This window comes from Streptomyces sp. NPDC001443 (assembly GCF_053597355.1).
The window spans coordinates 83,858-97,109 of record NZ_JBSFIA010000013.1; the positions used below are offsets into that span (position 1 = coordinate 83,858).

Genomic DNA, 13,252 nt, shown 5'->3' on the forward strand with positions numbered 1-13,252 from the left:
CCGCTTTTCACTGCACTGGGCTACAGACAGTGACACAGAGTATTCGCATGAACTTTCACGGCACCGAAGTGCGGCAGAAGGCCCTTACTCTCCTGCGAAACGGCGTGAGCAACGCCGCCGTGGCCCGGGGCCTCAATGTGCCACTGGGGACGATCAGCTACTGGAAGCACGTCGACCGAGCGAAACGCGGCGAGTGCCCCGGGCGAACGCAACAACCATGTCCGCGCTGCGAGGGCAAGCTGGACATCTCCGCGTACGCCTACCTCCTCGGTCTGTATCTCGGCGACGGCCACATCATCCAGAACCGCGCCATGCGAGCACCCAGCCTGTCCATCACCTGCGCCGACGCGCACCCCGGACTCATGGACGAGTGCGCGAAGGCCATGCGGTCGGTGCTGCCCGCGAACTCGGTCTGCAGGGTGCGCCGAAAGGGCTGCCACGAAGTGAAGTTGTACTCCAAGCACCTCTGGTGCCTGTTCCCCCAGCACGGCCCCGGCAAGAAGCACGAGCGGCGTATCGTCCTCGAAGACTGGCAGCAGGAGATCGTCGACGCCCACCCCTGGGACTTCGTCCGCGGGCTCATCCACTCCGACGGCTGCCGCATCACCAACTGGACGACCCGCGTCGTCGCCGGGGAACGCAAGCGCTACGAATACCCCCGCTACTTCTTCACCAATGTCTCCGACGACATCCGGCAGCTCTACACCGACACCCTGGACAAGCTGGGCATCGAGTGGACGCACTGCACCCGGGGCGGAAACCCCTACAACATCTCCGTGGCCCGCAAAGCCTCCGTAGCCCTCATGGACCTGTACGTGGGTCCGAAGTACTGAGCCCCGCAACCTACTTGGGGCTGTCGTCCTCGCCGACGTGGTGGACCCTCACCAGGTTCGTGGAGCCGGAGACGCCGGGCGGGGAGCCTGCCGTGATGACGACGATGTCGCCCTTCTGGCAACGGCCGTAGCGCAGCAGGAGTTCGTCGACCTGGGCGACCATCGCGTCCGTGGAGTCGACGCGGGGGCCGAGGAAGGTCTCCACGCCCCAGGTCAGGTTGAGCTGGGAGCGGGTGGCCGGTTCCGGGGTGAAGGCGAGGAGGGGGATCGGGGAGCGGTAGCGGGAGAGGCGGCGGACGGTGTCGCCGGACTGGGTGAAGGCGACGAGGAACTTGGCGCCGAGGAAGTCGCCCATCTCGGCTGCGGCTCGGGCGACCGCGCCGCCCTGGGTGCGGGGTTTGTTGGTGTCGGTCAGCGGCGGGAGGCCCTTGGCGAGGATGTCCTCCTCGGCGGCTTCGACGATCTTCGCCATGGTGCGGACGGTCTCGATGGGGTATTTGCCGACGCTGGTCTCGCCGGAGAGCATCACGGCGTCGGTGCCGTCGATGACGGCGTTGGCGACGTCGCTGGCTTCCGCGCGGGTGGGGCGGGAGTTGTCGATCATGGAGTCGAGCATCTGGGTGGCGACGATGACCGGTTTGGCGTTGCGCTTGGCGAGTTTGACGGCGCGCTTCTGGACGATCGGGACCTGTTCCAGGGGCATTTCGACGCCGAGGTCGCCGCGGGCGACCATGATGCCGTCGAAGGCGGCGACGATGTCGTCGATGTTGGCGACGGCCTGGGGCTTTTCCACCTTGGCGATGACGGGGAGGCGGCGGCCTTCCTCGTCCATGATGCGGTGGACGTCCAGGATGTCCTTGCCGCTGCGGACGAAGGAGAGGGCGATGACGTCGAAGCCGGTGTTCAGGGCCCAGCGCAGGTCGGCCTCGTCCTTCTTGGAGAGGGCGGGGACGGAGACGGCGACGCCGGGGAGGTTGAGGCCCTTGTGGTCGGAGACGAGGCCGCCTTCGACGACGGTGGTGTGGACGCGGGGGCCGTCGACGGAGGTGACTTCGAGGCATACCTTGCCGTCGTCGACGAGGATGCGTTCGCCGGCGGTGACGTCTTCGGCGAGGCCCTGGTAGGTGGTTCCGCAGCTGTGGCGGTCTCCTTGGGCGCCGTCCTCGACGGTGATGGTGAAGGTGTCGCCGCGTTCAAGGAGTACGGGGCCTTCGGTGAACCGGCCGAGGCGGATCTTCGGGCCTTGAAGGTCGGCGAGGAGGCCGACGCTGCGTCCGGTCTCGTCGGAGGCCCTGCGTACGCGCTGGTATCGCTCCTCGTGTTCGGCGTGTCCGCCGTGGCTGAGGTTGAAGCGGGCGACGTCCATTCCGGCTTGGACCAGGGCTTTGATCTGGTCGTACGAGTCGGTGGCGGGCCCGAGGGTACAGACGATTTTGGCTCGGCGCATGGTTCGAGACTAGGGCTTACCGGTCGGTAGAGGTTTAGGTGCCGGATGTCTACTCAACAACGCTTGTGTGAAGGGCTCTTGACAACTGTTGAATGGGCGGCGGTGTGCTCCGATGAGCAGGTGATCGGCTCAGAGCCGGGGTGGTCGCATGGTGAAGCGGGCGTCGACGGAGGCGTGCAGGCGTTGGCGCTGGGGTTCGAGGTCGAGGGGTGCGGCGGGGGTCTCCTCGGCGGCGCCGGCGCGGGACATGGCGCGCATGCGGCCGGGGGGCCGGGGGTGCATGGCCGCGGTGTTCTCGGTGCCGATGTCGGCGAGTTCCAGGAGGGCTTCGAGTGTGCTGCCGAGGGCTTCGGCGTATTCGCGGGCGCGTTGGACGGCTTCGCGTACGGCTTTCTGGCGTACTTCGCGGTGGGCGGGCGAGTCGGGGCGCAGGGTCCACCAGGGGCCGTCGACGCTGGTGAGGTCGAGGTCGGCGAGGCGGGTGACGAGTTCGCCGAGTGCGGTGAAGTCGGTGAGTTCGGCGGTGGTGCGGACGGCGCCGTGGTAGGTGCGTACGCGTTCGCCGCGGCCGTGCCTGGTGAGTTCGGGCGTGATGGAGAGGGCGCCGGTCTCAAGGCGTTCGACGGCGTCGCCGTAGGTCTTGACGAGGTCGAGGACGGCCGTGTTGCGGCGGGTGAGGTCGTCGAGGGCGGTGCGTCGGTCCTTGCCGCGTGCGCCGACGGTGACGGTGATGGAGGCGATCTCGGGGTCGACTTCGAGGTGGGCTTCGCCGCGGACGGCGATGCGTGGTGCGCCGGGGGTGCCGTAGGGGACGGCGTGTTGTGGGCCCGGGGCGGTGGGGGTGGTGGGGTCCGGGGGTTTGGTCATACGCCCGACTCTGTCACCGGATGGCTGGTTTCGAGGCCGGAAGTCATCGTTCAGGTCACCGGATCGCAACCTGTTGGACCTGTTGCGGTCCGGCGTGGAGGGGTCAGAATCTACGCGCGTCAGTATCTACGCGCGTTGTTGGCCGTTCTTGGAGGAGAACCAGACATGCCGTTGGACCGTCGGAAGTTTCTGAAGAAGTCCGCCGTGACCGGGGCGGGGGTGGCGATCGGGGGCGCGGCGGCGGCTCCGGCGGCGCAGGCCGCGGAGTCGGCGTCGGCGAAGAAGCCGGCCGGGAAGCCGGTCGAGCAGCCGAAGCGGTACGCGTTGACCGTGATGGGCACGACCGATCTGCACGGTCACGTGTTCAACTGGGACTACTTCAAGGACGGGGAGTACTCCGACGCCAAGGGCAACACGATGGGCCTGGCGCGCATCTCGACCCTGGTGAACAAGATCCGTGCGGAGCGGGGCCGGTGCAACACGCTGCTGCTGGACGCGGGTGACACGATCCAGGGCACGCCGTTGACGTACTACTACGCGAAGGTCGACCCGATCACCGCCAAGGGTGGTCCGGTGCACCCGATGGCGCAGGCGATGAACGCGATCGGGTACGACGCGGCGGCGCTGGGCAACCACGAGTTCAACTACGGCATCGAGACGCTGCGGAAGTTCGAGAGCCAGTTGCACTTCCCGCTGCTCGGTGCGAACGCGGTGGACGCGAAGTCGCTGAAGCCGGCGTTCCCGCCTTACTTCATCAAGGAGTTCCACGTCCCGGGTGCTCCGCCGGTGAAGGTGGCGGTGCTGGGTCTGACGAACCCGGGTATCGCGATCTGGGACAAGGCTTATGTGCAGGGGAAGTTGGCGTTCCCCGGCCTGGAGGAGCAGGCGGCGAAGTGGGTGCCGAAGCTGAAGTCGATGGGTGCGGACGTGGTGGTCGTCTCGGCGCACTCGGGTGCTTCGGGTACGTCGTCGTACGGTGACCAGCTGCCGTACGTGGAGAACGCGGCCGCGAATGTGGCCAGGCAGGTGCCGGGCATCGACGCGATCCTGGTCGGGCACGCCCATCTGGAGGTCCCGGAGCTGAAGGTCGTCAACGAGGCGACGGGTCGTACGGTCGTGCTGTCGGAGCCGCTGTGCTACGCGGAGCGGCTGACCCTGTTCGACATCGAGCTGGTGTTCGCGAAGGGCAAGTGGGAGGTCGAGTCGGTGGCGGCGTCGCTGCTGAACTCGAACACGGTCGCGGACGACCCGAAGATCACGAAGCTGCTGGGTGACGAGCACGCGAAGGTGGTGGCGTACGTCAACCAGGTGGTCGGCACGGCGACCGAGACGTTGACGACGGTCGACGCCCGGTACAAGGACGCCCCGATCATCGATCTGATCACCAGGGTCCAGGAGGACGTGGTGAAGGCGGCGCTGGCGGGTACGTCGTACGCGTCGGTGCCGGTGATCGCGCAGGCTTCGCCGTTCTCGCGGACGTCGGAGATACCGGCGGGCGATGTGACGATCCGGGGTCTGTCGAGCCTGTACGTGTACGACAACACGCTGGTCGCGAAGTTGCTGACGGGTGCGCAGGTGCGGGCGTACCTGGAGTACTCGGCGGAGTACTACGTGCAGACGGCGGCGGGTGCCGTGGTCGACGTCGAGGCGCTGACGAACGCGGCCGGCCGGCCGGACTACAACTACGACTACGTGTCGGGTCTGGTGTACGACATCGACATCGCGCAGCCGGCGGGTTCGCGGATCAAGAACCTGACGTACAACGGTGCGGCGTTGGACGACGCGCAGCAGTTCGTGCTGGCGGTGAACAACTACCGTGCCAATGGCGGCGGTGCGTTCCCGTTCGTGGCGTCGGCGCCGGAGTTGTGGTCGGAGTCGACGGAGATCCGGACGCGGATCGCGGAGTGGGTGACGGCGAAGGGTGTGCTGGATCCGAAGGACTTCGCGTCGGTGGACTGGAAGCTGACCCGTGAGGGCACGCCGGTCTTCTGACGGCAGGGGTTCCTGGTGCCGGGGGTGTCCCGGTGTTCCGGGGTGGTCGTAGGTCGACGGCGGCGTTCTTCCCGGGCGCCGCCGTCGTCGTGTTTCCGGCCGGTTCGGCGGTGGTCGGGTCAGCGGTGTTCGGTGAGGTGGGTGAGGGTCTCGGACCGGCGGGCCTGGGGGATCCGGGGGTGTGGTTCGAGTCCGAAGGTGGTGAAGGCGGTGCGGGCCGGGAGGGGGTAGGTCTCTTTTCCGGTGAGGGAGTTGAGGATGGCGGCGCTGCGCCAGGCGGCGAGGCCGAGGTCGGGGGTGCCGACGCCGTGGGTGTGCAGTGCGGCGTTCTGGACGTATGCGTGGCCGGTGACGGCCGGGTCGAGGACGAGGCGGAAGTTTTCGTCGACGCGGGGCCGTTCGCGGTTGTCGCGGCGCAGGTAGGGGTCGAGTCCGGCGAGGATCGGTTCCAGGGGGCGTTGCCGGTGGCCGGTGGCGAGGACGACGGCGTCGGTGGTGAGGCAGGTGCGGTTGCCCTGCTGGAGGTGTTCCAGGTGGAGTTCGATCCTGGTGATGCCGATGCCGACGCGGCCTGCGGTGCGGACGCGGACGCCGGGGGTGAGGACGGCGTGGGGCCAGCCGCCGTGGAGGGTGCGGCGGTAGAGCTCGTCGTGGATGGCGGCGATGGTGGCGGTGTCGATGCCCTTGTGGAGTTGCCACTGGCTGGTGACGAGCCGGTCGCGGGTGGGTTCGTCGAGGCTGTGGAAGTAGCGGGTGTAGTCGGGGGTGAAGTGCTCCAGGCCGAGTTTGGAGTACTCCATGGGGGCGAACGCCTCGGTGCGGCCGATCCAGTGGATGCGGTCGTGGCCGGGGGCTCGGTGGCGCAGTTGGTCGAGGAAGATCTCGGCGCCGGACTGTCCTGAGCCGACGACGGTGATGTGGTCGGCGGCGAGGAGGCTCGCGCGGTGGGCGAGGTAGTCGGCGGCGTGGACGACGGGTACGCCGGGGGCGTCGGCGAGGGGTCTGAGGGGTTCGGGTACGTGGGGTTCGGTGCCGATGCCGAGGACGATGTTGTGGGCGTGGGTGCGGCCGGGGGCGGTGGCGGTGCCGTCGTCGCCGAGTCGGGTGTGGTCGATCTCGAAGAGGTCGCGTGCGGGGTTCCAGCGGACGCTGTCGACCTGGTGGCGGAAGTGCAGGCCGGGGAGGTGGTCGGCGACCCAGCGGCAGTAGGCGTCGTATTCGGCGCGTTGGATGTGGAAGCGCTCGGCGAAGTAGAAGGGGAAGAGGCGTTCGCGGGTCTTGAGGTAGTTGAGGAAGGTCCAGGGGCTGGTGGGGTCGGCGAGGGTGACGAGGTCGGCGAGGAAGGGGACCTGGATGGTGGCGCCGTCGATGAGGAGGCCGGGGTGCCAGTCGAAGGCGGGGCGTTGTTCGTAGAAGACGGCGTCCAGTTCGGGGAGGGGGTGGGCGAGGGCGGCGAGGGAGAGGTTGAGGGGGCCGATGCCGATGCCGACGAGGTCGCGGGGTGCTGCGGGCTCGTGGTGTGGGGGATGGGTCATCTGGGGGTGGTTCCTTCCACGAGGTCGATGAGCGCGGTGAGGTCGTCGGGCCGGGTGTGGGGGTTGAGGAGGGTGGCTTTGAGCCAGAGGCGGCCGTCGAGGTGGGCGCGGCCGAGGACGGCGCGGCCCTGGTGGAGCAGTTGTCGGCGGATGTCGGCGACGGCGGTGTCGGTGGCGTCGGTGGGGCGGAAGAGGACGGTGCTGATGGTGGGGCGGTCGTAGAGCTCGAAGCGGGGGTGGGCGTCGAGGAGTTCGGCGAGGTGGGCGGCGTGGGCGCAGACCTGGTCGACGAGGGTTCCGAGGCCGGTCCGGCCGAGGGTCTTGAGGGTGGCGGCGATCTTGAGGACGTCGGGTCGGCGGGTGGTGCGGAGGGAGCGTCCGAGGAGGTCGGGGAGGCCCGCTTCGGTGTCGTCGTCGGCGTTGAGGTAGTCGGCGTGCTGGTGCAGTGCGGTGAGGTCGTGGGGGTCGCGTACGGCGAGGAGGCCGGCGGCGACGGGTTGCCAGCCGAGTTTGTGCAGGTCGAGGGTGACGGTGTGGGCGGCGTCGAGGCCGGTGAGGGCGGTGCGGTGGCGGTCGCTGAACAGGAGGCCGCCGCCGTAGGCGGCGTCGATGTGGAGCCGGGCGTCGTGGGCGGCGCAGAGGGCGGCGATCTCGGGCAGCGGGTCGATGAGGCCGGCGTCGGTGGTTCCGGCGGTGGCGGCGACGAGGAGGGGGCCGTGGAGTTCGGTGAGGGCCTCGTCGAGGGCGGCGGGGTCGAGGGTGCCTGCGGGGGCGGGGACGACGACGGGGTCGGGCAGTCCGAGCAGCCAGGCGGCGCGGGGCAGGGAGTGGTGGGCGCCTGCGGCGTGGACGAGCCGCAGGCCGGCGCCGTGGGTCTCCCGGGCGAGGAGCAGGGCGAGTTGGTTGGCTTCGGTGCCGCCGGTGGTGACGAGGGCGTCGGTGAGTCCGGCGAGGCGGGCGAGGGCGCGGGTGACCCGGGCTTCGAGTTCGGAGGCGGCGGGTGCCTGGTCCCAGGAGTCGAGGGAGGGGTTGAGGACGCTGACGGCGAGGTCGGCGGCGGTGGCGACGGCGAGCGGCGGGCAGTGCAGGTGGGCGGCGCACAGGGGGTCCGCGGGGTCGGCGGCGCCCTCGGCGAGGGCGTGGACGAGGGTGCGCAGGGCGTCGGGGTCGCCGTGGTCGGGCAGGACGTCTCCGAGGGCGTCCGTGAGGCGGGCGGCGACCGCTGGTGGTCCGCCGGCGGGCAGGGGGCCGCCGCGGGCCCGTCCGCCGTCGCGCAGGGCGTCCAGGACGGTGTCGAGCAGCGGGCGCAGGGCTTGGTGTCCTTCGGGGCCTGAGGCGAGCGGCGGCGTGCTCATGGTGCTCCTCCGGTGCGGGGGCAGGGGAGCACCGGCTTGTGCGCGGATGCTGCGGTGCGTCCGAAGAGCCCAACGATCGGAACCCGTCGGGGGGTACTCCCGGGCGGGGAAATCGTGTCGGGGCGGAGCGGGACCGGGCGGGCCCCGCCGTGTGTGCGATGGGGCCCGCCCGGGTGATGCGCTGGTGGTGCGCCGGTGGTGTTACGCCTGCCTGACCCGCAGGGCCCGGGCGAGGTCGTCGAGCTGGTCGACGAGTTTGCGGCGCAGGGCCGGGGTGGGGTCGGCGTCGCGCAGGCACTCCTCGCCCAGGCGGAGGGTGTCGGCGTGGACGGCGGCGGGGAACGCCCAGCGGCCCGCGGCCTCGGCGATGGCGGGGCCGCGGCGGGCGGCGACGGCGACGGCGTCCTGGTAGTAGCGCGGGACGTACTCCCGTACGAGGTCGGCCTGTTCGGGTTGCCAGAAGCCCTGGGCGGTCGCGGTGAACAGGTAGTTCGACAGGTCGGTGGTGTCGTCGGTGGCGAACATCGCGTCCCAGGCGGCGCGTTTGGCGCTGGGGTCGGGCAGGGCGGCGCGGCAGCGGGCGGCGCCTTCCTGTCCGGTGGCGCTGGGGTCCTGGCGGAGTTCGGCGTCGATGGCGGTGCCGTCGATCGCGCCGAGGACGGCGAGCCGGGCGAGGATGCGCCAGCGCAGTTCGGGGTCGAGTTCGGGGCCGCCTGGGACGGTTCCGTCGGCGAGCCAGGCGCCGATGGTGTCGGGGTGGGCGGCGGCGTCGATGAAGTGGCGTACGGCGATCAGGCGCAGGCCGGGGTTGTCGCCGTCCTCGGTGCGGCGGATGAGGTCGCGGCAGAGGCTTCTGAGGGTGGCGAGGGCGGCGGGGCGGTCCTCGGGGGTGAGGTAGCGGTCGGCGATCTGGCCGTGGGCGAAGGCGAGGACGCCTTGGACGATGGCGAGGTCGTTCTCGCGCGGGAGGTGGGTGTGCGCGGTCTCGAGGTAGGCGGAGGGCGGGAGTTCGCCGTCGCGTACGCAGTCGCGCAGGGCGTTCCAGACGACCGCGCGGGTGAGCGGGTCGGGCAGGCCGGACAGGCCGGTGCGGACGGTCTCGAAGGACTCGGGGTCGAAGCGGATCTTGGCGTAGGTGAGGTCGCCGTCGTTGAGGAGCAGCAGTGCGGGGCGTTTGCCGATGGGCTGGGGGGTGGTCTGCGGGATGTCGAGGTCGAGGCGTCCGCGCAGGGTGAGGCAGCCCTGGTCGTCGCCGTGGTCGTGGTCGTAGAGGCCGACGGAGATGCGGTGGGGGCGGCTGCCGGTGTGCCGGACGGTCAGGGTGCGGGTGCCGTCGGTGTCGGCGGTGACGGTCGGGGTGAGGGTGTCGACTCCGGTGGTGCGCAGCCAGGCGTCGGCCCAGGCGTGGACGTCGCGGTCGGTGGCGGCGGCGAGGGAGTCGATGAAGTCGGCGAGGGTGGCGTTGGCGAAGCGGTGGCGGGCGAAGTGGGTGTTGATGCCGGCCAGGAAGTCCTTCTCGCCGAGCCAGGCGACGAGTTGGCGCAGTGCGGAGGCGCCCTTGGCGTAGGAGATGCCGTCGAAGTTGAGGAGTGCGGAGGCGGTGTCCTCGACGGCTTCGGGGGCGACGGGGTGGGTGGAGGGGCGCTGGTCGGCGTCGTAGCCCCAGGACTTGCGGGCGACGCCGAAGTCGGTCCAGGTGCCGGTGAAGCGGGTGGCTTCGGTGAGGGTCTGGTAGCCCATGTACTCGGCGAAGGACTCGTTCAGCCAGATGTCGTCCCACCAGCGCAGGGTGACGAGGTCGCCGAACCACATGTGGGCCATCTCGTGGGCGATGACCATGGCGCGGGTCTGCCGCTCGGTGTCGGTGACGGCGGAGCGGTAGACGAAGTCGTCGCGGAAGGTGACCAGGCCGGGGTTCTCCATGGCGCCGGCGTTGAACTCGGGGACGAACGCCTGGTCGTAGGAGTCGAAGGGGTAGGGCTCCTCGAACTTCTCGTGGTAGCGGTCGTAGCACTGTTTGGTGATGTCGAGGAGTTCCTCGGCGTCCGGGTCGAGGTGGGGGGCGAGGGAGCGGCGGCAGTGGATGCCGAAGGGCAGGCCGCGGTGCTCGGTGCGTACGGAGTGCCAGGGGCCGGCGGCGACGGCGACGAGGTAGGTGGAGATGAGGGGGGTGGGGGCGGCCCGCCAGCGGCCTTCGCCGAGGTGCTCGGTGACGCTGTTGGCGAGGACGCTCCAGCCTTCGGGGGCCTGGACGGTCAGCTCGAAGACGGCCTTGAGGTCGGGCTGGTCGAAGGCGGCGAAGACGCGCTGCACGTCGTCCATGAACAGCTGGGTGTAGAGGTAGGTCTCGCCGTCGGTGGGGTCGGTGAAGCGGTGCATGCCCTCGCCGGTGCGGGAGTAGCGCATGCGGGCGTCGACGCGCAGTTCGTGCTCGCCGGTGGTGAGGTTCTTCAGGGGCAGCCGGTTGCCGTCGAGGCCGGCCGGGTCGAGGGGCTGTCCGTCGAGGGTGGCGGAGCGCAGTTCGGCGGGCTTGAGCTCGACGAAGGTGTCCGCCTCCGAGCGGGCGGTGAACCTGATGACGGTCACGGACCCGAAGGTGTCGTCGCCGGTGGTCAGATCGAGTTCGATCGTGTAGCGGTGGACGTCGAGGAGCCGGGCACGGGTCTGCGCTTCGTCGCGCGTCAGTACGGACATGAACGACATGCTGCCTGATGGCGTCGGAATGGCACAGTGGCGGTTCGGTACGTTCCTTATGTCCCTTCGCGTGCCGGAGCCGCCCGAGGTGTGTCGCGTTGGGGTGGGACGCGGGCGTCCAGGTGGGTCGGTCCGGTCCGGGGAAGGTCCTCCGGGGGGTCGGTCCGGTCCTTGAGGAGGGCGCGCAGGTCGCGGATCTCCCGCTCCAGGGCCAGCTCGCGCCGGCGGGCTTCGTAGAGGTGGCGGATCTTGGTGCGCAGGGCCCAGGGGTCGACGGGTTTGGCGACCAGGTCGGCGACGCCGAGCGCGAAGGCCGCGGCGGTCAGTTCGGGGTCGGGGCCGAAGCCGGTGAGCAGGACGACGGGAATGTGCTGGGTCTGTTCGACGCGTCGCATGTAGCGCACGACGTCCAGGCCCTCGACGCCGGACATGCGCACGTCGAGCAGGAGCAGTGCGGCCCGGCCGCGCAGGATCTGTTTGAGTGCCGCGTCGCCGCTGGTGGCGCGGCTGATCGGGTGGCCGAGCGGGGCGAGGGTGCTCTCCAGTGCGTAGAGGGTGTCCTCGTGGTCGTCGACGATGAGGATCGCGTCATCCGACGGCATGGCCCGACGTCCCTCCCGCGGTGGGACCACCAGCTGGCGTCCGGGGTGCTGACGCGCTGTGCCCGCCGGTTGACGAGCGGTGCACAGCGCAGCATGCCTCGGACGGGTGCCCGTGTCACCTCCGGGGGGCGTGGACCGGCGTCAATCGGCCGTCGTGGTCGTGCTGTTCGTGGGGGTGCCGTTGGCGGTGGTGCCGTTGACGGCGGTTCCGTTGGCGGTGGCGTCCGCGATGCGTTCGTGGTGGCGGATGACCTCGGCGACGATGAAGTTGAGGAACTTCTCGGCGAAGGCGGGGTCGAGTTTGGCGTTCTCGGCGAGGGTTCGCAGCCGGGCGATCTGCCGGGCCTCGCGGTCGAGGTCGGCGGGGGGCAGCTGGTGCGCGGCCTTGAGGTGGCCCACCTGCTGGGTGCACTTGAAGCGTTCGGCGAGCATGTGGACGACGGCGGCGTCGATGTTGTCGATGCTGTTGCGCAGCCGGTCGAGTTCCTCGCGGACGGCGGGGTCGATGCCGCCGTCGCCGGTGGGGCTGGTGGTCATGGGTATTCACCCTACGCGGCGCCGCTGACGCGCGGCCTGCGGCCTCCTCCGGCACGGACGGGACGGGCGGGGCGAGTGACCGGGCCCGGGACGGGCGGCGGGGCCGCGGACGCCGGGAGCGGGGAGCCGACAAGCGGTGAGGGAGGGGAATTCCGCGCGGGGGCTCGTAGAGTGGAAGCGGGATCAGCGTCTTGGGGGTGCGGGCGTGGCGAACGGCGGACCGGTCGAGCACGGCTACCCCCATCTGGAGACGGTGCGGGCCGCCGTCACCGCGCTGTACAGGCGGCTGTCGTACGACACGATCCAGACGTTCGCGACGAGCGTGGCGCCGGTCGACGTGGCGTTCTGCGACACCGACGATCTTCATCTGGGCACCCAGCGCGTGGCGCGTGAGCTGGTGCGGCACTACCGGCTGCCGGACGCCCGGATGATCGTCGGTTTCCGGGAGATGGAGCACGCGGCGCACATCGAGCTCGCCGCGGGTCCGGAGTACTTCGTGGAGCTGAACGACCGGTTCCGTACGCATCGCAGGGACATCGGCGCGGCGCTGGCCCACGAGATCATGCATGTGTATCTGCACCGGCTGGACCTGTCCTTCCCCGGCACGCGGGACAACGAGATCCTCACGGACACGGCGACGACGTACCTGGGCGCGGGCTGGCTGCTGCTGGACGCGTTCCGGGAGGACGCGGTGACCTCGCAGAAGCTGGGTTATCTCACGCCGGAGGAGTTCGGGTACGTGCTGGCCAAACGCGCGCTGCTGTTCGGTGAGGACCCGTCGACGTGGTTCACCAGCGCGCAGGCGTACGAGGCGTACGCGCGGGGCCTGGCGCAGGCGCGCCGGGACGAGCAGCAGCCGCCGCTGACGGCGGCCGGCTGGGCGGGTCGGCGGCGTTACGCGCGGGACCGCCGGCACGCCCAGGACCGGGTGCCGGCCGCCGGGTCCGGCACCGCGTACGCGTTCACGCCGGACGGCCGGGGTCCGCTGCGGGTGTCGTTCCCGTGCCCGACCTGTCATCAGCGGATCAGGGTGCCGGTGCGGGGTCGGGTGCGGGCGCGGTGCGCGTTGTGCCGGACGGTGCTGGAGTGCGACACGTAGGGCTCACGGCGCGCCCGCCCCGGACGGTGGGTGCCGCGGCAGGTGAGGCTCGCGGGGCATCCGGGCCGGGCGGCGGGTGTCGTCGCATGCGAGGGGCATGGCGTGCCCGGGCCGGGATGGTGGATGCCGCGGCGCGCGAGGGGCACCGCGTGCCCGGGCCGGGCGGCGGGTGTCGTCGCATGCGAGGGGCACCGCGTGCCCGGGCCGGGATGGTGGATGCCGCGGCGCGCGAGGGGCACCGCGTGCCCGGGCCGGGCGGCGGGTGTCGTCGCATGCGAGGGGCACCGCGTG

The 13,252-nt window shown here is 70.6% G+C and carries 10 protein-coding genes; 3 read left to right on the top strand and 7 right to left on the bottom strand.

What is annotated here, in order from left to right:
- Window positions 1–47 precede the first annotated feature (47 nt).
- On the top strand, window positions 48–833 hold the full coding sequence (locus ACWC24_RS16360) for a helix-turn-helix domain-containing protein (RefSeq protein WP_450663491.1): 786 nt from the start codon (window positions 48–50) through the stop codon (window positions 831–833).
- 10 nt (window positions 834–843) lie between these two features.
- Here the strand turns inward: ACWC24_RS16360 and pyk are convergent, their stop codons facing one another.
- The gene (gene pyk, locus ACWC24_RS16365) at window positions 844–2,280 is read right to left on the bottom strand and encodes a pyruvate kinase (RefSeq protein WP_450663492.1); all 1,437 of its coding nucleotides are present in this window, start codon (window positions 2,278–2,280) and stop codon (window positions 844–846) included.
- Window positions 2,281–2,409: 129 nt separating this feature from the next.
- Complete coding sequence (locus ACWC24_RS16370; RefSeq protein ID WP_450663493.1) at window positions 2,410–3,147, bottom strand: SIMPL domain-containing protein; 738 nt, start codon at window positions 3,145–3,147, stop codon at window positions 2,410–2,412.
- Between the two features lie 165 nt (window positions 3,148–3,312).
- On the opposite strand from ACWC24_RS16370, the gene ACWC24_RS16375 reads away from it, so the two are divergent.
- Window positions 3,313–5,139, top strand: a complete 1,827-nt coding sequence (locus ACWC24_RS16375) for a bifunctional metallophosphatase/5'-nucleotidase (RefSeq protein ID WP_450663494.1) — start codon at window positions 3,313–3,315, stop codon at window positions 5,137–5,139.
- A 119-nt stretch (window positions 5,140–5,258) separates the two neighbouring features.
- Here ACWC24_RS16375 and ACWC24_RS16380 read toward each other — a convergent pair whose 3' ends face one another.
- The 5 genes from ACWC24_RS16380 to ACWC24_RS16400 all read right to left on the bottom strand — a co-directional run bounded on the left by ACWC24_RS16380 (window position 5,259) and on the right by ACWC24_RS16400 (window position 11,862).
- A complete protein-coding gene (locus tag ACWC24_RS16380) occupies window positions 5,259–6,674 on the bottom strand; it encodes a lysine N(6)-hydroxylase/L-ornithine N(5)-oxygenase family protein (protein WP_450663495.1) in 1,416 nt (471 codons plus the stop codon).
- Window positions 6,671–8,029 (bottom strand): pyridoxal phosphate-dependent decarboxylase family protein, encoded by a 1,359-nt coding sequence (locus ACWC24_RS16385; protein ID WP_450663496.1) that lies wholly within the window; start codon window positions 8,027–8,029, stop codon window positions 6,671–6,673. The genes ACWC24_RS16380 and ACWC24_RS16385 overlap by 4 nt, the downstream gene beginning before the upstream one ends.
- Before the next feature lie 201 nt (window positions 8,030–8,230).
- Window positions 8,231–10,723 carry an aminopeptidase N gene (gene pepN / locus ACWC24_RS16390; RefSeq protein WP_450663497.1) on the bottom strand — a complete coding sequence of 831 codons (2,493 nt, stop codon included), beginning with the start codon at window positions 10,721–10,723 and terminating at the stop codon, window positions 8,231–8,233.
- Window positions 10,724–10,779: 56 nt separating this feature from the next.
- Window positions 10,780–11,325: a response regulator gene (locus ACWC24_RS16395; RefSeq protein ID WP_450663498.1), complete on the bottom strand. Its 546-nt coding sequence runs from the start codon at window positions 11,323–11,325 to the stop codon at window positions 10,780–10,782.
- 141 nt (window positions 11,326–11,466) lie between these two features.
- Window positions 11,467–11,862, bottom strand: a complete 396-nt coding sequence (locus tag ACWC24_RS16400; protein ID WP_450663499.1) for a chorismate mutase — start codon at window positions 11,860–11,862, stop codon at window positions 11,467–11,469.
- A 205-nt stretch (window positions 11,863–12,067) separates the two neighbouring features.
- Between ACWC24_RS16400 and ACWC24_RS16405 the strand changes: the two genes are divergently transcribed.
- Window positions 12,068–12,961 (top strand): hypothetical protein, encoded by an 894-nt coding sequence (locus ACWC24_RS16405; protein WP_450663500.1) that lies wholly within the window; start codon window positions 12,068–12,070, stop codon window positions 12,959–12,961.
- The last annotated feature ends 291 nt before the right edge of the window (window positions 12,962–13,252 follow it).

Bases quoted from the DNA above. Each gene is read 5' to 3' on its own strand.
- ACWC24_RS16360 (WP_450663491.1), top strand. From the start codon at position 48: ATGAACTTTCACGGCACCGAAGTGCGGCAGAAGGCCCTTACTCTCCTG.
- pyk (WP_450663492.1), bottom strand. From the start codon at position 2,280: ATGCGCCGAGCCAAAATCGTCTGTACCCTCGGGCCCGCCACCGACTCG.
- ACWC24_RS16370 (WP_450663493.1), bottom strand. From the start codon at position 3,147: ATGACCAAACCCCCGGACCCCACCACCCCCACCGCCCCGGGCCCACAA.
- ACWC24_RS16375 (WP_450663494.1), top strand. From the start codon at position 3,313: ATGCCGTTGGACCGTCGGAAGTTTCTGAAGAAGTCCGCCGTGACCGGG.
- ACWC24_RS16380 (WP_450663495.1), bottom strand. From the start codon at position 6,674: ATGACCCATCCCCCACACCACGAGCCCGCAGCACCCCGCGACCTCGTC.
- ACWC24_RS16385 (WP_450663496.1), bottom strand. From the start codon at position 8,029: ATGAGCACGCCGCCGCTCGCCTCAGGCCCCGAAGGACACCAAGCCCTG.
- pepN (WP_450663497.1), bottom strand. From the start codon at position 10,723: ATGTCCGTACTGACGCGCGACGAAGCGCAGACCCGTGCCCGGCTCCTC.
- ACWC24_RS16395 (WP_450663498.1), bottom strand. From the start codon at position 11,325: ATGCCGTCGGATGACGCGATCCTCATCGTCGACGACCACGAGGACACC.
- ACWC24_RS16400 (WP_450663499.1), bottom strand. From the start codon at position 11,862: ATGACCACCAGCCCCACCGGCGACGGCGGCATCGACCCCGCCGTCCGC.